The 18,271-nt window shown below is 32.6% G+C and carries 18 protein-coding genes; 11 read left to right on the top strand and 7 right to left on the bottom strand.

Features of this window, described 5'->3' with window-relative positions; translation table 11 throughout:
* Positions 1 to 146 precede the first annotated feature (146 nt).
* The 6 genes from KO464_06055 to KO464_06030 all read right to left on the bottom strand — a co-directional run bounded on the left by KO464_06055 (position 147) and on the right by KO464_06030 (position 5,405).
* Positions 147 to 290: a YHS domain-containing protein gene (locus KO464_06055; GenBank protein ID MCC7572934.1), complete on the bottom strand. Its 144-nt coding sequence runs from the start codon at positions 288 to 290 to the stop codon at positions 147 to 149.
* 11 nt (positions 291 to 301) lie between these two features.
* Entirely contained in the window at positions 302 to 2,716 is a 2,415-nt protein-coding gene (locus KO464_06050; GenBank protein MCC7572933.1) for a heavy metal translocating P-type ATPase, read from the bottom strand.
* Between the two features lie 70 nt (positions 2,717 to 2,786).
* A complete protein-coding gene (locus KO464_06045) occupies positions 2,787 to 3,266 on the bottom strand; it encodes a DUF2318 domain-containing protein (protein ID MCC7572932.1) in 480 nt (159 codons plus the stop codon).
* A gap of 26 nt (positions 3,267 to 3,292) precedes the next feature.
* Complete coding sequence (locus KO464_06040; GenBank protein MCC7572931.1) at positions 3,293 to 4,168, bottom strand: cation transporter; 876 nt, start codon at positions 4,166 to 4,168, stop codon at positions 3,293 to 3,295.
* 86 nt (positions 4,169 to 4,254) lie between these two features.
* Positions 4,255 to 4,746: a MarR family transcriptional regulator gene (locus tag KO464_06035; GenBank protein MCC7572930.1), complete on the bottom strand. Its 492-nt coding sequence runs from the start codon at positions 4,744 to 4,746 to the stop codon at positions 4,255 to 4,257.
* Positions 4,747 to 4,904: 158 nt separating this feature from the next.
* Complete coding sequence (locus KO464_06030; GenBank protein MCC7572929.1) at positions 4,905 to 5,405, bottom strand: ELKS/Rab6-interacting/CAST family protein; 501 nt, start codon at positions 5,403 to 5,405, stop codon at positions 4,905 to 4,907.
* 149 nt (positions 5,406 to 5,554) lie between these two features.
* Here KO464_06030 and wecB point away from each other — a divergent pair, with 149 nt between their 5' ends.
* The 11 genes from wecB to KO464_05975 all read left to right on the top strand — a co-directional run bounded on the left by wecB (position 5,555) and on the right by KO464_05975 (position 17,161).
* On the top strand, positions 5,555 to 6,643 hold the full coding sequence (wecB, locus tag KO464_06025; GenBank protein ID MCC7572928.1) for a UDP-N-acetylglucosamine 2-epimerase (non-hydrolyzing): 1,089 nt from the start codon (positions 5,555 to 5,557) through the stop codon (positions 6,641 to 6,643).
* Positions 6,644 to 6,685: 42 nt separating this feature from the next.
* Complete coding sequence (locus KO464_06020; GenBank protein ID MCC7572927.1) at positions 6,686 to 7,810, top strand: AI-2E family transporter; 1,125 nt, start codon at positions 6,686 to 6,688, stop codon at positions 7,808 to 7,810.
* Positions 7,797 to 8,870: a flippase-like domain-containing protein gene (locus tag KO464_06015; GenBank protein ID MCC7572926.1), complete on the top strand. Its 1,074-nt coding sequence runs from the start codon at positions 7,797 to 7,799 to the stop codon at positions 8,868 to 8,870. Before KO464_06020 ends, KO464_06015 begins: the two co-directional genes overlap by 14 nt.
* A 65-nt stretch (positions 8,871 to 8,935) precedes the next feature.
* Entirely contained in the window at positions 8,936 to 9,385 is a 450-nt protein-coding gene (locus tag KO464_06010; GenBank protein ID MCC7572925.1) for a GNAT family N-acetyltransferase, read from the top strand.
* 68 nt (positions 9,386 to 9,453) lie between these two features.
* Positions 9,454 to 9,771: a hypothetical protein gene (locus KO464_06005; protein MCC7572924.1), complete on the top strand. Its 318-nt coding sequence runs from the start codon at positions 9,454 to 9,456 to the stop codon at positions 9,769 to 9,771.
* 46 nt (positions 9,772 to 9,817) lie between these two features.
* The gene (locus tag KO464_06000; GenBank protein MCC7572923.1) at positions 9,818 to 10,942 is read left to right on the top strand and encodes a DNA double-strand break repair nuclease NurA; all 1,125 of its coding nucleotides are present in this window, start codon (positions 9,818 to 9,820) and stop codon (positions 10,940 to 10,942) included.
* 11 nt (positions 10,943 to 10,953) lie between these two features.
* Positions 10,954 to 12,483 (top strand): ATP-binding protein, encoded by a 1,530-nt coding sequence (locus KO464_05995; protein MCC7572922.1) that lies wholly within the window; start codon positions 10,954 to 10,956, stop codon positions 12,481 to 12,483.
* Between the two features lie 11 nt (positions 12,484 to 12,494).
* The gene (locus KO464_05990) at positions 12,495 to 13,736 is read left to right on the top strand and encodes a DNA repair exonuclease (GenBank protein ID MCC7572921.1); all 1,242 of its coding nucleotides are present in this window, start codon (positions 12,495 to 12,497) and stop codon (positions 13,734 to 13,736) included.
* Entirely contained in the window at positions 13,717 to 16,272 is a 2,556-nt protein-coding gene (locus KO464_05985; protein ID MCC7572920.1) for an SMC family ATPase, read from the top strand. Before KO464_05990 ends, KO464_05985 begins: the two co-directional genes overlap by 20 nt.
* 49 nt (positions 16,273 to 16,321) lie before the next feature.
* Complete coding sequence (locus KO464_05980; protein ID MCC7572919.1) at positions 16,322 to 16,603, top strand: rubrerythrin; 282 nt, start codon at positions 16,322 to 16,324, stop codon at positions 16,601 to 16,603.
* 15 nt (positions 16,604 to 16,618) lie between these two features.
* The gene (locus tag KO464_05975) at positions 16,619 to 17,161 is read left to right on the top strand and encodes a methylated-DNA--[protein]-cysteine S-methyltransferase (protein MCC7572918.1); all 543 of its coding nucleotides are present in this window, start codon (positions 16,619 to 16,621) and stop codon (positions 17,159 to 17,161) included.
* On the opposite strand, the gene dinB is transcribed toward KO464_05975, so the two are convergent.
* Positions 17,158 to 18,240 carry a DNA polymerase IV gene (dinB, locus tag KO464_05970; GenBank protein ID MCC7572917.1) on the bottom strand — a complete coding sequence of 361 codons (1,083 nt, stop codon included), beginning with the start codon at positions 18,238 to 18,240 and terminating at the stop codon, positions 17,158 to 17,160. The genes KO464_05975 and dinB overlap by 4 nt on opposite strands.
* Between the last annotated feature and the right edge of the window lie 31 nt (positions 18,241 to 18,271).

Raw genomic sequence — 18,271 nt, 5'->3', positions numbered from 1 at the left:
GGTAATCTTTTGGATGAAGGCAATCTCACTAGAACTAAGACCACGCTCTTTCATCTTGATTATCCAGGCAATCTTTTTGTCGTTGAGCTTTGCCATACCCCAATAACATTTCCTCACGGGAAATGATTTTGGGATAAGACAGTTATCTATTTTAAATATTTATCAGGATTCTGATCGAATGCTTTTTTACAACCTGGAGCGCAGAAAAAATAAGTTTTGCCTTTATAGTCGCTCTTAAACTTTGCAGTCTTTTCATCAACTGTCATCTTACATACAGGATCAATTGCCATATTATCACCTCTTAATTTTTATTAGGATTAAACTTTTTTAGCATTAAAGATAGGGTTACAACTGTAACTGAACTCATAGCCATTGCAAAACCGGCAAACTCAGGCCTTAAAGAAATGCCAAATGACGGATATAGTACACCAGCTGCAACAGGTATAAGTGCAGTATTGTAAGCAAATGCCCAGAATATATTTTGTTTTATTCTTTGCATAACTTTTTTACTTAATTTTATGGCCGAAACGACATCTCTTGTGTCATTTTTTACAAGAACGATATCTCCACTTTCTATTGCCACATCAGTACCGCTCCCAATTGCAATTCCGACATCTGCTTGAGCAAGGGCAGGGGCATCATTTATCCCATCACCCACAAAAGCAACAACTTCACCATTTTTTTGTAGTCTTTTTACTTCATTTGCTTTGTCTTCAGGCAATACCTCTGCAAGTATATTTTTTATATTCAGAATATTTCCGATAGCTGAGGCTGTTCTTTTATTGTCTCCAGTGATCATGTAAACTTTGAGGTCATTTTTCATTAATTCCTTAATTGAATCTTTGGATGTTTCTTTCAAAGTGTCTGAAATTCCTATAATTCCAGAAAATTTATTTTCAGACGATATTAAAACTGCTGTTTTTCCTTCATTTTCTAGCTTAGTTATCTGTAATTCTATGTCTTTTGAGATATCAATTTTCTTTTCATTAAATAAAGTTCTGTTTCCAATTAGTACTTTTTTTCTAGAAATATTTGCCTCAACACCTTTTCCGCCAAATGTATCAAAATTTGTACTTTTTGTAAGGCTCATTCCTAGCTCTTCTGATTTTTTAACAATAGCATTCGCTAAAGGATGATCTGAATTCTTCTCAACACTACCTGCAATTTTGATAAGTTCCTTTTCTGAGATTCCAAATGCAATAATATCTGTAACTTCTGGCATTCCCTTTGTCAATGTTCCAGTTTTGTCAAATAAGACTGCTGTCAACTTTTCTGATATTTGAAGGGCATCTCCATTTTTTATAAGAATGCCAAGGTCGGCCCCTTTTCCAATTCCTACCGTAACTGCAGTTGGCGTTGCAAGGCCTAATGCACAAGGGCATGCTATTACAAGAATAGATATCAATCTTGTGATTGCAAAAAGGAAAGTACTGTTGAATATAAAGTACCAGCTAACGAATGAAATACTGGCTATTGCCAGAACTGTTGGTATGAAATAGCTCACTGCTTTATCTGCTATTTTCTGAATTTCAGGTTTTGACCCTTGAGCATCTTCTACTAGCTTTATAATTTGTGATAAAACTGTATCTTTGCCTACTTTTGTAGCTCTAAAATTGATTATACTGTTCTTATTAATTGTCGCCCCAATTACCTTACTTGCTTTCTCCTTAAGAACGGGTATAGGTTCTCCCGAAATCATTGATTCATCAACATAACTCTGCCCGGATATCACTTCTCCATCGACGGGGATCTTCTCTCCAGGTTTGACTATAACTACATCTCCTACAACAACATCTTCAATAGGAATTTCTATTTCTTTTCCGTCGCGTATTACTGTTGCGTTCTTTGCTTGAAGTCCCATTAGTCTTTTTATTGATTCTGATGTCTTTCCTTTGGCCCTCTCTTCAAGAAATCTACCAAAGGTTAGAAATGTTGCAAGCATTACTGCTGCTTCATAGAACATGAATTCGCTGCCTAATAAAATATTGAAAGTTCCAAGTATACTTGAAAAAAATGCAACTCCAATACCCATAGAGTACATAACGTCCATGTTTAGATTCTTATTTTTCAAGGATCTATATGCAGCATTAAATATAGGGTAACTTAGATATAAAAAAGCCGGCAGAGCTATTAAAAACATTAAAAATGGCATTGATATTGGGAGCATCGTCATTGGAGCATACATAAGTCCCATCAGTATTGCAGAATCTATAGCCCCTATAATTATTCTAATTTTTTTCTTTCTTTGATTTTCTTCTCGTTTTAAATCCTCTAGAACTTCTCCTTCTATACCTAGGTACTGATATCCAGATTCTTCAATAGCCTTTTTCATTTCGGCGATTGAAACTATTTTTGGATTATAAGTTATATATACTTTTTCAGAGGAAACATTTACATTGACTTCAATAACCCCATCAAGGTTAGATAATGTGCTTTCTATAGTATTGGCGCACATTACACAGGTCATGCCTCCAACTTTTAATACAACTTTCTCATTTATTACGTCATAACCCGCATCTTTTACCGCATCATCAAGGTCATTTATCTTAAGTTTGTTTGAGTCATATTCTACAGAAGCCGTTTCTTTAGCAAGATTCACTTCAGCTTTACTCACACCTTCTAAATTCATAAGTGATTTTTCTATAGTTGTTGCACATGTAGCGCATGTCATTCCAGTAACTTTAATTTCAGCTTTCTTAGTTTTCTTATCTGCCATCTTATTCCTCTATCTATAATTCTATGATTGAATATATTTAAACCTATCATTTTTTAAAAATAAAAAAAAATTAAAATCTCCATTTGCCATTTTCTAGGGCTTCTTTTTCAATAATTATATAATGCCCTTCTATTTTTGAAGGTAAATATCCTGGCCAACATCCACCACTTACCTTATTTTCTGTTCCAATTCCATTTATGGCAAACTTAAGCCCGCAGTTATTGCATACCATATAATTTCCTTCTTGTCTATATCCTTTCTTTTCAGGATAGCACACGTCACACGCATTAAATGCTGTTTTTAATTTTCCATAAGAATCTTTAACAGCAAAGAACGAAACTATTTTTCCATCGATTTCATATTTATACCACTTTGCATTCTCTGAAATTTCAGATATCGGTATGGTGATTTTATTAACTTCTCTTTCTGAGTTTGGAATATTATTTGTCTGTCCAATAACTTCTTTTGAAGAATTACATCCTGAAAATAAAATTATAGTAATAAAAAAGGATGCAATAATAAAAGATCTAAGTATAAATGTTTTTTTCATTTTTTTACCCCCAATATTCTCTTGATTTACTCCCCTCTGCAGCACCCGCATCCGGAAGTTGAAGATTTATTTGGCGTATTAGATGGAGAAACCCCTTGTGGAGGAGTTTCATTTAGTATTTTTGCAGGATATTCTCTGAAGACAGCAAGTTTCAGTATTTCTGATTTGTTAGTTCTCCCAGAATCATATCTAACCGTAAATATATTCGGTGTGCTGTATTTGACTTCCTGTACACCGTCGATTGTTTTAAGTTCATTAGATATCAATGGTGCATGGCCTGAACACGGTATATCTACACTTAATGTGATAAATTCTGCTGAACCTACTGTTAATCGATCTCCCTCAGTCGCAGCAGATACATTTGCAAGCATTGGGAAGACTATTAAAAACAGTGCCAAATTTACACCAACTGTTGAGCCATATGTTATTGAAACATACTTCCATTTTCTTTGCAAGCCTCTGATTGAGAGGAGCTCGTTATTTCTCAAATATAGTACTACTGAAACAGTTGCAAATCCAAGGGACAGTGCAACTAGGCCGTAGAAAAAGTACCTACTCATTAATAGGGGCCTAAAGAATTGCATCAGTATAGACACACCTAAGACTGATCCAACAATGAATCCAATACATCCGATGTGGGGAACAATCCCATATGCTAGACCTTTCAAAATATTATTTGACTTCTTTTCCTTAGAGTTTAATCCTGTTGGATATCCAAGATTTTCTATTTCAGTCTGAATTTGCTCTAAACTGATTTCATCAGAATTGAAATCTACAATAGCATTATTCTCCAAAAGATTGACTTTGACACTCTTTACTCCTTTGAGTGATAAAACCTTTTTCTCAATAGAGCGTACACAGTTTTTACAGTGCATGCCTTCTATTTTTATTATTTTTTCCATAGCTTACCTCCTAAGCAATTATAGCTATAGAAAAAGTAAAATGAAACTCTTTATTAGGCATTGTTTGAAACTAGTTTCTGCTAGTTTCAGTGTTTTAATATGACAACATTGGTCATGCCACGTCTTCTTCGCTCAATTATGCCTCTTCCTTCAAGTTTATCTAAGATTCGTGTAACTTTTACTTTGTTAAAGCTTGTTTTGTCTGTAAGGGAAGATTGAAAAATAGTACCGTTTGCTTCTATAATGCTTTCTAAAATAGTCTTCTCTTCATCATTTAAGGATTTCATGATCTGTTCATACGCTTCTTTTTTAATAGATGTATCCTTTATTTCTTCTTCGGATACAATTCTTTCTTCTTTTCCAAAAAAGATAAGATATATTCCTATTATTATTACAAAGCTCATTATCGCAATGCTCACATTGGTCTGAAAATCGATTGTTCCCCACATAGGACAGGATGGTCCGTGTTCACATGATGTATTTACTATTTCCGTCATAGCTCTGTTAAAGGAAAAAATAATAAATCCCATCAATAAGGACACAAATATTATCAGAACGCCTACTATTCGATTTCTCATAAAATTTAAGAATTAAAATAGAATATAAATATATCCTAGATTATTAATTAGAAAACACATCGAAAGGCATATATAGAATAATTAAAGAAAAAGTATTGAGGGAGAACTTAGAGTCTCCATTGGAAATTTCGACTCATAAGATTCTTCCTCAAATTATTTTAGCAGTTTGTACAACTACTAGTATAACAGCACGAGCATGAACTTGGGCAGTACCAGTCATAGTAGCAGTATCCATTACATGTGCAGTTATATTTGTAGTATCCGCATGAACAATATGAAGTATAAGTTGTAATCTTGGGAGTTTTATGCTCACAGTTGTAAAGTTGATCTTCTAAAGACTTTACTCGAGTTTCATAGTTGTCAATCACTCTCTGTTTCAAATCAACGTTTCTTTGCGCTGCATCATACTGAGATTTTATAGATCTAATCTCCGATTCAAGATCTGATACTTTCTTGTTTTTATCTAATATTTGTGATTCCAATAAAGATATTTTGTTATCAAGGGCCATTTTCTCAGTAAGCAGGACATTGTATTGGGTTCCCTGTCCGCCTGCATCTGAAAGTGAACGATACAAGAAAAAGAAGTTTCCTATTATTGATACTAATAAAAGCACCGCAAGAACTGCAGCTAAAACTTTCAATCCATCGCCATTACTCATAGAATACCTCCATTATAATTTTTATTTATTACAATATAACTAAACATGAAACAATATATAAAAGTTTAGATGAAATAATATTAAAACCGTTTCATATTATGAAAAAGTCAAATCAAAACTCTTAAAAACACATTTCTTAATGATTCTTTATGAAAATACTCTCGATAGTGGGCGCAAGACCTAATTTCATGAAAATAAAGCCCATATATGAAGAGTTTAAGAATAGAAAAATTGATCAAATTCTTGTTCATACAGGTCAACACTACGATGAGAATATGAACAGAGTTTTTTTTGAAGACTTAGAACTGCCAAAACCTGATGTTTTTCTTGGAATAGGATCTGGTACTCACGGAGTCCAGACAGGGGCAATGATGTCAAGGATAGAAGAAGTATTGAAAGAAGAAAAGCCAGATTTAACAGTTGTAGTCGGAGATGTAAATTCTACACTTGCAGGCGCAATATCTTCAATTAAAATGCAAATTCCCGTGGCCCATGTAGAATCAGGATACCGTTCTTTTGATATGAGAATGCCTGAAGAAATAAACAGGATTCTTGTGGATAGAATATCGCAGTTTTTATTTGCACCCACAGAAGATGCGATAAATAATCTACTATCGGAAGGTGCCGATAAAAAGAAGATATTTTTTGTTGGAAATGTAATGGTTGAAACATTATTATTAAATATTCAAAAATCAAAAAAATCTAGTATTCTAGATAATTTATCTGTAAACACTGGTAACTATGGATTAATGACTGTCCACAGGGCAGAGAATACTGCCAAGCCTGAAAAACTTATTGGATTATTCGGCTCTTTAAAAAAGATAGACACCAAGATTATTGTTCCATTACATCCAAGAACAAAAAAAGTATTGGAAGATATTGGATATATACAAAAACTTGGCAAAAATATAAAAATAATTGAGCCATTAGGTTACCTTGACTTTTTGTGTCTTCTGTCAAACTCTAAATTTATCATGACAGATTCTGGGGGAATACAGGAAGAAGCCTTGATGCTTGATGTGCCGTGTATAACGCTTAGAGAGAATACTGAAAGAATAGTAACCCTAGAGAATGGTGCAAATATTCTTGTAGGAACAGATCCAATTAAGTTGACCTCCGCTCTAGATGAAATCCCAAAAAGAGAGAAATCATATCCAAAACCACCACTATGGGATGGTAAAGTATCAAAAAGAATTGTCGATGCAATAATTGGCCATCCAGACTTATTTGCCCTTTAAATTTATATACTCCTAAGATATTTTCACTAAAAGGGATACACTATGGAAGAAATCGAGTATAGAATTGCAATTGCCTCAATATTCATATTCTTTCTTATAATTGCAGCCCTAACTCTTTTCCCCCTTGTAGATGCACTGATTGTAACTTTAGTCCTAGTTTATCTTATGAGGCCAATTAACAGTTTATTGGTAAAATATATGAATAAAACATATGCCGCGATTCTTTCTGCCATAACAGTTGTAATACCAACTTTTTTACTGTTCTTTTATCTTGCAGTTGCAACTATAAATTATGTTAGTAAAGAAAGGATTTTTGAAAAATTAATGGTAGTATTTGCTGATCTTGATACCTTCTCTAAAAATTTATTCATTTCATTTCTTAACTATTATAAAATAGAATATTCTGACGACCTTGACAAATTAACAAATATTTTAACTGCTAAATTACATGAATTAGTCTCCTATATCTCTGAGGAGATTATTGACCTCACAATTCATATCCCTGAATATGCGATGAAACTTTTACTTGCTTCAATACTCGCATTATATTTACTGAAAGAAGGGGCTAATCTTAGAGATACATTTGTCCACTTGTTACCTGAAAATAAAAAAAAGACCGTTTCAAATCTTCTTCAAGGAATTGATATTGTTTTTGAGAGTATAATTCTTGTTAATATTCTAAAAGCAATTTTTACAGCAATAATTAGTTACTTTATCTTTTTAATATTTGGAATACCCTACCCATCCCTTCTGGGTATAATGTCTGGTTTTATGGACTTTGCGCCAATACTAGGTCCTTGGATGTTATTTTCTGGAATTGCAGCTGTCTATATAATGAATGGTCAGGCAATGACTGGAATCTATGTTTTTATCATAGGTCAGGTATTTGTTACTGTGATACCTGAGCTTTACATCAAACCAAAACTTGCAGGAAAATATGCTAAAATACATCCAATGATATTTCTTTTTGGGTTCTTTGGAGGACTTTTAGCGTTCGGGGCAATAGGAATTTTTTTAGGGCCGATAGCTATTGGGATTGTAGTAGTATTCATTAAATACTCTCTATTGGGCAAAGAAATCGAAAGAAAAAATTCTTTTATTGATAAATTATTAAATCAAGTAGACAAGATGATAAAGCTAGAGGGAGCTAAAAATGGTAAACTATAGGACCATTCTACCATTTACTGCCGGAATTATATTAATACTTATTTTTATTCAATTTGTCGGTTATGCTGAATTTATTACTCTAATAAAGAGTGCTAATCCCTTATACTTGGGCCTTGCAGTTGTATTTCAATTACTTAACTTATTTTTGGAAGCTTACAAATGGAAACCTCTCCTTGAGTCACTAAAGCCTAACGTTTCCATGAAAAATGTTTTTGTTGCAACAATGATTGGAATTTTTTTCAATAATGTTACACCGAGTGCTAAAACAGGTGGAGAGCCTATGAAGACATTCCTCATTTCTAAGGATGAAGACATTGCCCCAATTGAAAATGTTTTTGCCACAGTTACTGCAGACAGATTTGTAGAATCCCTGCCTTTTTTTGTTCTTGCTATTTTTTCTGTTATGTATGTTAATCTTTTTTACAGTGTTGGATGGACTACAATTGCTATATTGTCATTTGTAATTATGATCTATATATGTGTGCTTTTGGTGGCAATATATGTATGTTTTAATAAAAAAGCGGGAGAGAAAGTTGTTTTTAAGTTTATAAGAATAATTGGAAAAATTTCCAAGAGAATTAATAAATATGAAGATTTGGCATTATCAATGGTAGAAAATTTCCATCAACAATTTCAACTAATCCTGAAAAGTAGGCGGGCCCTATATAGATCCATTGTTGCATCAATAATTATGTGGTGTTGTTGGATACTTAGAACATATTTTGTCTTTTTAGCTCTTGGAAGGCCATTGAATCCATTGCTTGTTGCCCTTGTATCCACAATAAGTCTTCTTATGGGACTACTTCCTTTAATGCCAGGAGGACTTGGAGTCGTTGAAGTAACAATGACTCTCTTATACGCTTCACTGAAAGTGGGAAAAAATATAGCGCTCACAGCTACCATTTTGGACCGAATATTATCATTTTGGTTTGTTTTAGTACTTGCCGGGATTATTACTTCATATAATCTTCCTAAACTCAGACCAATTAAATCTGAAGCGAAAAGTCGTATGATAAACTATAATAAAGAAAATGAATCAAATAAACAGATTAATATTTAAATAGAAACGAGAATTATAAATTAATTTTATATACTTTACGTAATAAATTTGGTAAGGTGAATTTGTTGAGGGTGAGAGAAGCTTCGTTTAGAGACAGATATAATATATATGATCTTATTGATAGTTTGCACAATGTGCCTCTAAAATCTCCTGATGAAATTGCTAATTTTAATAAGATACTTACTGAATATATCAAGAATCCAAACATAAAGATATTTGTTGCTGAAGAGAATTTGCTTGACAGTGTCGAAATCTGTGGTTTCTTATCTCTTTTCGTTAAACCAATACTATTTTACAGTTACAACGTATGTCACATTGAAGACATTGTCATAAAGGATGAGTACAAGGGAAAAGGTGTTGGAGCAGAACTTTTGGAAGCCGCAATAAACTATGGGAAGAGAGTCAAATGCAAGTACATAACAGTATCTATTGAAGGTGGAGACCCTATGACTAAAAAATTCTACAAAGCATGTGGTTTTGCTGAAAACTCTCTTGAAATGAAATACTATTTGTAATTTTTTCCCTATTTTAATTCTATACGAAAATTATATATTTTGATGCATTTTATATCTCCTGTGATTCTATGAAAAAAGAGATAAAAAAATTTGATATTGGTTCAGTTGCTAAAATGTTTTTCTTTATTGGATTGATAGTAGGTTTAATTGCGGGCATAGTCTTTGCAATTGCTTTTGCAGTTGCTGGAGCATTTGGCCCCCAATTATATCCTGATGTGTATACTAGTATCCCGCCTAATACAGGTGCATTAGTTGCTTTAACAGGAATAGTAGCTTTTCCGATAATATATGCCATTTTAGGAGCAATTTCGGGAATACTATTTGCCGGATTTTACAATATTATAGCTCGAGCAGTCGGCGGCATTAAGGCAGAATTCATAGAATAATTTTAGAAGATAGTTTTTTATATTCAGTTTTCATTTTTAAAACAAGATGAATATAGAAATAATAAAAGATATTATTAATATAATAAAGAGTGAACAAAACTATAGTTGTGATGTCCTGGACGGCGAGCAACCCCAGTTTAGCGATAAGAGATACTCTTCCTTTCCTATAAGCAAAAACAATATTAGAGAATTTAATCTAAGTAATCCAAGTAAAAAGGTCACATATATAGATGGAGGAAATATTGAATTGCTTTCTTCACCTTCTCTTTATTTGGGATTTGTTAGAATTTATTTTAACATATTTAATAATAATAAGATCACCCCTCCAAGAAACATATCTCAAAAATATGAGTTTTATGTTCTCGGCAAAGCAATAGGCAAGGGTAAAGACATTGATTTTTATTTCAAATTGTTTCCATTTTCAAAGAATTATGGAATCGATATTGATGAGGCAGACAGGACAATCAATTCTCATGACTCATCAATATCTAACAGAAGTTTCAGAGCTGAATTAGGTTCTGTTTGTGGAGTTGCAAGAAGATTTCTTGAATGGAAAATCTCTGAACTTATCATCCAAAAAGAACTTGAAAATGGAGATATCTTAGTAAGGGACGGATCACTTCAAACAGCGATTACGGGAGAATCCAACTATTCCAAAAAAGCTTATGAGGCTGCGACTGAGAAAGGAATTACTTTTTGTGGCATTGCTAAAAGGTCTAGACTTTACACTTCAAAGGGAAGATCATTACCATATGCAATAAGGCTCTTAGGAAATAAAATATGCTCCAAGAAGTTATGGTACTATTATCCTGTAGTAGAAATAAATCACCCCGATCATAATGCAGAAATGTATTTCGTGAAATTTCACCCTTCATCAAGATACACCTTCAGATTTGAAATAGAAAAAAATAGAGCAAAAGTATTAGGAAGGGAAGGTGTTGAGGAAGTCTTGGGAACAATAGCTTCTAACTCTGTTGACCTTAGATTTCCCGGCTACCCTTATGGGTTAGTAGATGCTGATTATATTGCTAGGATTAGGGGAGATGAAAAAGAAACACACAAGGCACTTTTCTTGTCTCTTTGTGATGATGAGGAAATTTTAAAATTTATTGATGAAAATATTAGCGTTGAGGATGCTCACGATGTTCTTGATAGTTTACAATGGATTTAGGAGATGATAATTTGGATATTGTTGGGAAAATAGTATCAGGTGATTTTAGAGGAATAATAATAAGACAGAAAACTGGACTTGACGTTGAACTTGGAGAATTAATCGTTGCAAGAGAAAACAGCGGATATTTCATACTCCAAGTTTTTGACATCTCTTATGGATCTCAAATACCTGAGCGAATAAGGAGTTTAGCAGCGGGATTAAAACTAGAAGAAGAGTCTAATTTGTCTTTTTTAGATAGTGATATTTCTAATTTCATTCTTATTACCCTAAAACCTGTTCTTTTTGTCACACCAAATCGTTATCATCTTCCTAAAAGACTTCCCCAATTCTTTTCTACAGTTGAAAGGATAAATGAACAAGATTTAAAATTCCTTGAAAAGCCAAAAAGACCACTTTACTTTGGCCAAATAAGAAGCGGTTCACGAGTTCTAGGAATTGATGTGTTTCTCAAAGGTGATGATGTTATCACACATCATATGTTGATTTCGGCTTCTACTGGTAAGGGAAAATCTAATCTTGTTAAAGTTCTTACTTACAATCTGTTGAATCAGAATTATGCCGGTTTATTAGTTATAGACCCCCACGACGAATACTATGGAAGAACAAAAAAAGGGTTGAAGGATCATCCTAACGCCAGAAATAAAATTATTTATTATTCGACCAATCCCCCACCTGGCACAAGTACACTCATTCTTGATTTAAAAACAATAAAACCATGGCACCTAACAGGAATAGTATCTTTAACAGAAGCTCAAGTAGAGTGTATTTATCTATTCTACAACAAAGATAGAGGCAAATGGATTGAAAATATTGTGCTCGCCGAAAGAGAAGACGGAGTTTCTGCAGTTACACTTGATGTACTTAAAAGAAAATTTAATAATATATTTGGTATCTCTTCAGAAGGTGGTAAAATCTCTTTTAGAAGTAGTTTATTTTCAAATAATAGTGGAGTAACTACAATAAAGAATGTAGTAGATTATCTTGAAAACGGAAAAACAGTTATTATCGATACTTCAAAACTTGGCGGCGAAGTTGAACTTTTGATAGGAGGCATATTTGCAGAGGGTATTTTTTCAAGATATCGTGATTTGAGTTCAAAAGGATTTCTTGAAAATAAGCCTTGTGTTAGCATAATAATTGAAGAGGCGCCAAGGGTACTTGGAAAAGAAGTATTAGATAAGGGAGTAAATATTTTTGGAACGATTGCAAGAGAAGGGAGGAAATTCAGAGTAGGACTTGTAGCCATAACTCAACTCCCAAGTCTCATACCAAAAGAAATACTTGCAAATATGAACACAAAAATAATTATGGGAACCGAGATGTCTAACGAGAGAAGTGCATTAATAGAAAGCTCTCCTCAAGATATTTCCGAGGAATCAAGAAACATTGCGAGTCTTGATATAGGTGAAGCACTCTTGACTTCTACATTTTCTAAATTAGCAATACCATTGAAGATACCTCTTTTCGATGATTTTTTCAAAGACAAGAGCGCATCTGTAAAAGAAAAAACTACAGTTAGAGGGGTCGACTTAGAGTGAAATTTTCGCATATGGCTGATCTCCATTTAGGTGGTTGGAGAGAAGACACTTTAAGAGAAATAGGAATTAAAACTTTTGAAAAAGCTATTGATATTTCTATCCAAGAGAATGTTGACTTTATCTTAGTTTCTGGTGATCTCTTTGATTCATCTAATCCTACAATTGAAGTAATGGCAAAAGCAGCAAAAAAATTGTATGAACTTAGAGTTAAAGAAATACCTGTATACGTTATTGAAGGATCTCATGATTTTTCACCAACAGGAAGAACAATATTAAAAGTTTTTCAAGAAGCTGGACTCCTTAAAAGAGTCACTTCTGGAACAGAAACTGATGGAAAGTTAAAGTTAAATGGGATTTTCGATGAAAAGACAAAAACTAAAATTTATGGAATATCTGGCTTAAGAGGTAGTTTAGAAAAGACTACTTATAATGTACTTGATAGGGAAGAACTTGAAAAAGAACAATGTCAGAAAATATTTTTATTTCACTCTGCTATTGAAGAATTAAAACCTGAGGGTCTTTACCAAATGGAATCAATGCCCATATCTTTACTACCTAAAGGATTTTTTTATTATGCTGGTGGGCATATCCATGAAAGGGGAGAATTTAACGTGGGAGATTATAAGAACGTTGTATTTCCTGGCGCATTATTTCCCAATAACATTGATGAGCTCCTCTCATTTAAGGGAGGGGGATTTTACTTAGTTAACTATGATAATGGAAATATAAACAAAAGATATATAACTATAAGAGTCGCTCAAGTAATTCTTTTAGATATTAATTTGGAAGGAATCCACCCAATTAATATTGAAGAGAAGGTTAGACATGTAGCTGATAAAAATGATATTAAAGGTTGTATAGTCATTGTAAAGTTCAAGGGAAAAATTGAAGGAAAATTATCGGATATTAATTTCAAGAAGATTAATTTGTATTTAGAAAATAAAGGGGCACTTCTAATAAAAAGGGACACTAGAGATGTCAAAACTAATGAGTTTAAAGAAATAAAAAATTCTTCATTTACCAAAGAAAAACTTGAAGAAGACGTAATAATTCGCCACAAAGATCAAGTCAAACTCAAGGATTGCAAGACGGAAACAGTTTCTTTTCTAAAGACCTTCATGACTATTTTATCAAGAGAGAAAAAAGAAGGTGAAAAGAAAGATGATTACACAAAAGGTATTTTAAGTGAATCAATTGATTATCTTTCAAAAAATAAACTTCTGGAGGATTTAGATGAAGTTACTCGCACTTGAAATGCTTAACATACGAAGTTATCAACATCAAAAGATTGATTTTCCAGAAGGCTCATTTTTATTATCGGGGGACATTGGATTTGGTAAATCGACAATATTACTTGCAATAGAATTTTCATTATTTGGATTGGGAGACATAATGGCTTCTTCTCTCCTCAGGAGAGGTGAACGAGAAGCAATGGTAAGGTTAGAATTTGAATTAGAAGGCAAAGAAGTAATAGTCGGGAGAAGTCTACAAAAAAAAGGAGAAACAATATCCCAGACTACAGGCTATATCTCAATCGAGGGTAATAGGAGAGACATGACTCCCACCGAACTCAAAGCAGAAATACTCTCATTATTGGGGTATCCTAAAGAATTGTTTACAAAACAAAAGAACCCAATCTACCGTTATACTGTTTACACTCCACAGGAGGAGATGAAACAGATCCTAGTATCCAAAAGAGAAGATAGAATGGAGATCCTAAGAAGGATTTTTGGAGTTGATAGATATAAGATAATAAAAGATAATTCTAACAATTTAAGACTCGATCTTAAACGAAGTGCATCAAGTTATGAACTTCTTTCCAAAGGTTTAAATGAAAAAAATGAGGAACTGAAAAGCATTTCCGGCAAAAAGGAAGAATTAACTAAGGAAGTGTATGAAATAAAAAAGTGTTTAGAGAGATTTAAGATAAAAGAACTGGAATTAACACAGAAATCAGAAGAAATAGAATATAATTATAAAAAATTCCAGGAACTCTCAAAGGAGATCGCTATTAAAGAAGGGGAGCTAAACACCTATGAGCAAAATATATCGGCTCTTGATACGAAAATTAATCAAATATTAGATGGCAAATACGATCTAGATATAAAAAAAGAAATTTTATTCATTGAAAATAATATTAAAGTTATTTTTGATAATCTTTCAGAATCCAAGGAAAAAAGAGACCTTCTCAACGATTATAAAGTTAAAGCAGGAAAGATTGAAGTTGATTTATCAAATAAAAATGAGACGCTATCAAAATTATCTAATGATATTAAATCAAAGGGAGAAGCACTTTCATCTTTAAATGCTAATTACGATAGAACTACAGAGACAATAAAAGCCGAAATATCGGAGCTTCAAAAGAATATAGAGGGAATATATCAGAGGAAAGAAGGAATTAACAAAGAAATAGATGGGCTACTGAAATCTAAGGAAAGATACAATACAAAAATTCTAGAATACAAAGATAAAAGTTCCATTATTAGTGGAGATATTAGATCTCTTGAAAATGATTTAGAGTCATTGAGCAATCTTGAAGGGATTGCTTTATGCCCTCTATGTAAACAGAGTATATCTAAAGGTCATAGACAGAACGAGATCAAAAGAATTGAGAAGGAAAAAAATGTCCTTGGAGTCAATTTAAACGAAACAAATGAACTTATTAAAAAAGTTGAAACTAAGTTAAAACAAATTGAAAAAGATTTAGAAAATAAATCCACAAATTTGATTTCTTTTGAAAAAGAGAAGATACTAAAACTCGAACAGTTAATCAAAGAAACTGATTCTTTTAAAGTTCTAACAAAAGAATTGAATGACACAAAATCTCAATTCAAAAAATTAAATGAAGAACTTAAGGATAGATCTCTTGAACAGAAACAAATACTAGATGAAATACAAAAACTCGCCCCAGTCGAATCTGAGATAAATGAACTTGAAAAAAATAAGGATTCATACCTAATGCTTTTAAATAACTACAAAGAGGCATTGAATTTTAAGCAAGAAATGAAAACATTAAATGATAAAAAGAATACCTTATTTGGAAATATACATATTCTAAAAGAAAAACAAAAAGAGTTCTCAGGCATAGATTCTGAAAAACAAGCAATTTCCCAAGAATTAAAAATAATATCTGATGAAAAAATCAAAAAAGAAAGAGAAGAAGCAGAAAAATCAAAAGAATTTGAACTTCTTGGAAATGATTTTATTAGAGTGAGCAAAGAGATTGAAGAAAAGAAAAAATATCTACGAGTAAAAGAAAAATTAGAAAAAATGACTAATTGGCTTGACACTTATTTCATTAGTCTAATGGAAACAATGGAAAAAGAGTTTATGGAATCACTTAGAATTCAGTTTGAATCTTATTTTTCCAAGTGGCTTGAGAATTTATTGGAAGGCGATGAAATACAAGTCACAATAGATGAGGATTTCACACCAGTTTTAAGACAAGAAGGTTTTGATGCAGACTATGAATCTCTCTCAGGCGGAGAAAGAACCTCTGTTGCGCTTGCATATAGGCTGGCCTTAAATAGAATAATAAATAATCTTGTCGACGAAATAAAAACACAGGATCTTATAATCCTTGATGAACCAACAGACGGTTTTTCAAGAAAACAACTTGATAGAGTAAGGGATGTCCTCGACATGCTTGATATGAATCAAGTAATCATAGTTTCTCATGAGCCAGAGATTGAAAGCTACGTTGATCATGTATTAAAGGTTACAAAAAGAGACGGGGTATCTAGAGTTGAAAATCAAGGTTCTCTTTCTAGAACTACAATAGGGATTTGATTTTCAAAAGCAATATAAAGTTAGACATATATCAATTTTTGGTGGATAAATGCTTTCAAAAATACCAATAAATCTTGACAAGATACGAAAAGGAGAGATAGATAAAGAAATTTTAAGAGTGGGGATAATAGCTGAATTGGACGCAGTAAGTCTATATGAGCAACTTGCAGCTATGACTACTGATAAAAATATAAAAATACTTTTCTTAGATATAGCAAAAGAAGAAAAGACACACGTTGGGGAGTTTCAGGCCATGTTGCTGATGTTGGATAAGCAACAAGCACAAGAGATGGAAAAAGGTAAAAAAGAAGTAGGAGATTTAATTAAATAATACTAAAAAGATTTTATGCAGCATTTCTATTGCCTGAAAAGGTCTTGCTTAGGTACATTTGGCATTGTTTGGAAAGAGAATAATAAGCGAAAAGTAATTAAAATCTTCCTTCCTACGGATAAAACTCTATTAATGCAAACAATAAAAAAAGACTACCACAATGCAAAAAAATCAAATTCTTTAGAAGAATTATCATCCCAAATAAATAGATTCATCTCAGGAGAAAAAATAAAATTTAATCTCGATATTTTAGATTTTGATATCTGTACCGATTTTGAGAAAAAAGTACTAATTGCAGAGTATAATATTCCGCGAGGATTTGTCAGTACTTATTCTAGAATAGCTAAATCAATAGGTGTTCCAAAAGGTGCTAGAGCAGTAGGAAATGCACTTGCTAATAATCCATTTCCTTTGATTATACCCTGTCATCGGGCAATAAGATCTGATGGTAGCCTTGGAGGATTTCAAGGAGGTTTAGAGATGAAAAAGAAATTGTTAGAAAATGAATATATAGTATTCTCAAAAGGGAGAGTTAGCAGTGATAGAATATATTACTAGAATTCATCAAGAGTTTTCTGGTTTTTAGAAAATTCTAGGTTTGAAATTCTTATTCCAATCCTTCTAAGTTTTTTATCAACGTTTTCCTCAAGGTATTTTTCAAGAAGATGTTTAGAAACGGAAACAACTTTTTGAGTATCCTTCGTTTCTGGTATTGTTTCACTTTTTGTTTGAGTTTTTAATTCAGTATCTATAGTTATTAGGGATACAGTCCTAAATGAGACATTGTTTTTTATTATTCGCTGTTCAATGTCCTTTGATAAATCAACTATCTTTTCCAAAATTAAATTTTTGTCTTTTGTATCTTCTTTTAAAGTTCCTATTCTTGAAAGTTGCTTCTTGTCCCTAGGTTTAACGGGAGACTCATCTACACCTAATGATTTATCGTGAAGTAATTTGGCCTTATTTTTACCAAATATTTCCTCAAGTTCTTTTAAATCATATGATGCAAGGTCACTTGCAGTTTGAATGCCCAGCTCATTTAAGGAACTAGTTGTCTTTTCTCCAATCCCATGTAATTTTGAGACATTTAGTTTTTCTAAAAATGATATTATTTCCCCTTCTTTAACAATAGTTAATCCATTTGGTTTTTGAGAATCTGAGGCCATCTTGGCAACAAACTTATTAGAAGATATGCCTACTGATGCAGTCAATCCTTCTTGAAAGATTATTTTTACTTTTATCTTTTTTGCTATTTCAACTGCCCTATCCCAACTTTCTTTTGTCATTTCTGTAACATCTAAATAAGCTTCGTCAATACTTACCTGTTCCATTATATCTGATTCATCTTCCAATAAATCCATTATTCTTTCGGATGTTTCTCTGTAATAAGTCATATCAACGGGTAGAAATATTACATCTTTCCCTTTTGCAATCCTCTTTGCGAGTATAATCGGCATTCCTGCTTTTATCCCTAATTCTCTGGCTCTGTAATTTGAAGTACTAACAGCACCACTATCTTCAGTCCTACCAGAATAAACGCATATGACAACGGGTTTACCTCTTATAGAAATATTTCTGTTTTCTTCTAGAGAAGCATAAAAAGAGTCAAGATCGACATGCATTATTATCCTTGTCATTGTATTATTCTTTATTTAAGGTGATATAATA

It is taken from the genome of Methanofastidiosum sp., from assembly GCA_020854815.1.
In the GTDB taxonomy this organism is placed as follows: domain Archaea; phylum Methanobacteriota_B; class Thermococci; order Methanofastidiosales; family Methanofastidiosaceae; genus Methanofastidiosum.
This window is presented reverse-complemented; position numbering and strand designations above follow the sequence as displayed.

Bases quoted from the DNA above. Each gene is read 5' to 3' on its own strand.
- KO464_06005 (MCC7572924.1), top strand. From the start codon at position 9,454: ATGAAAAAAGAGATAAAAAAATTTGATATTGGTTCAGTTGCTAAAATG.
- KO464_06015 (MCC7572926.1), top strand. From the start codon at position 7,797: ATGGTAAACTATAGGACCATTCTACCATTTACTGCCGGAATTATATTA.
- KO464_06030 (MCC7572929.1), bottom strand. From the start codon at position 5,405: ATGAGTAATGGCGATGGATTGAAAGTTTTAGCTGCAGTTCTTGCGGTG.
- KO464_06045 (MCC7572932.1), bottom strand. From the start codon at position 3,266: ATGAAAAAAACATTTATACTTAGATCTTTTATTATTGCATCCTTTTTT.
- KO464_06020 (MCC7572927.1), top strand. From the start codon at position 6,686: ATGGAAGAAATCGAGTATAGAATTGCAATTGCCTCAATATTCATATTC.
- KO464_05980 (MCC7572919.1), top strand. From the start codon at position 16,322: ATGCTTTCAAAAATACCAATAAATCTTGACAAGATACGAAAAGGAGAG.
- KO464_05990 (MCC7572921.1), top strand. From the start codon at position 12,495: ATGGCTGATCTCCATTTAGGTGGTTGGAGAGAAGACACTTTAAGAGAA.
- wecB (MCC7572928.1), top strand. From the start codon at position 5,555: ATGAAAATACTCTCGATAGTGGGCGCAAGACCTAATTTCATGAAAATA.
- dinB (MCC7572917.1), bottom strand. From the start codon at position 18,240: ATGACAAGGATAATAATGCATGTCGATCTTGACTCTTTTTATGCTTCT.
- KO464_06050 (MCC7572933.1), bottom strand. From the start codon at position 2,716: ATGGCAGATAAGAAAACTAAGAAAGCTGAAATTAAAGTTACTGGAATG.
- KO464_06055 (MCC7572934.1), bottom strand. From the start codon at position 290: ATGGCAATTGATCCTGTATGTAAGATGACAGTTGATGAAAAGACTGCA.
- KO464_06035 (MCC7572930.1), bottom strand. From the start codon at position 4,746: ATGAGAAATCGAATAGTAGGCGTTCTGATAATATTTGTGTCCTTATTG.
- KO464_06040 (MCC7572931.1), bottom strand. From the start codon at position 4,168: ATGGAAAAAATAATAAAAATAGAAGGCATGCACTGTAAAAACTGTGTA.
- KO464_05985 (MCC7572920.1), top strand. From the start codon at position 13,717: ATGAAGTTACTCGCACTTGAAATGCTTAACATACGAAGTTATCAACAT.
- KO464_06000 (MCC7572923.1), top strand. From the start codon at position 9,818: ATGAATATAGAAATAATAAAAGATATTATTAATATAATAAAGAGTGAA.
- KO464_05975 (MCC7572918.1), top strand. From the start codon at position 16,619: ATGCAGCATTTCTATTGCCTGAAAAGGTCTTGCTTAGGTACATTTGGC.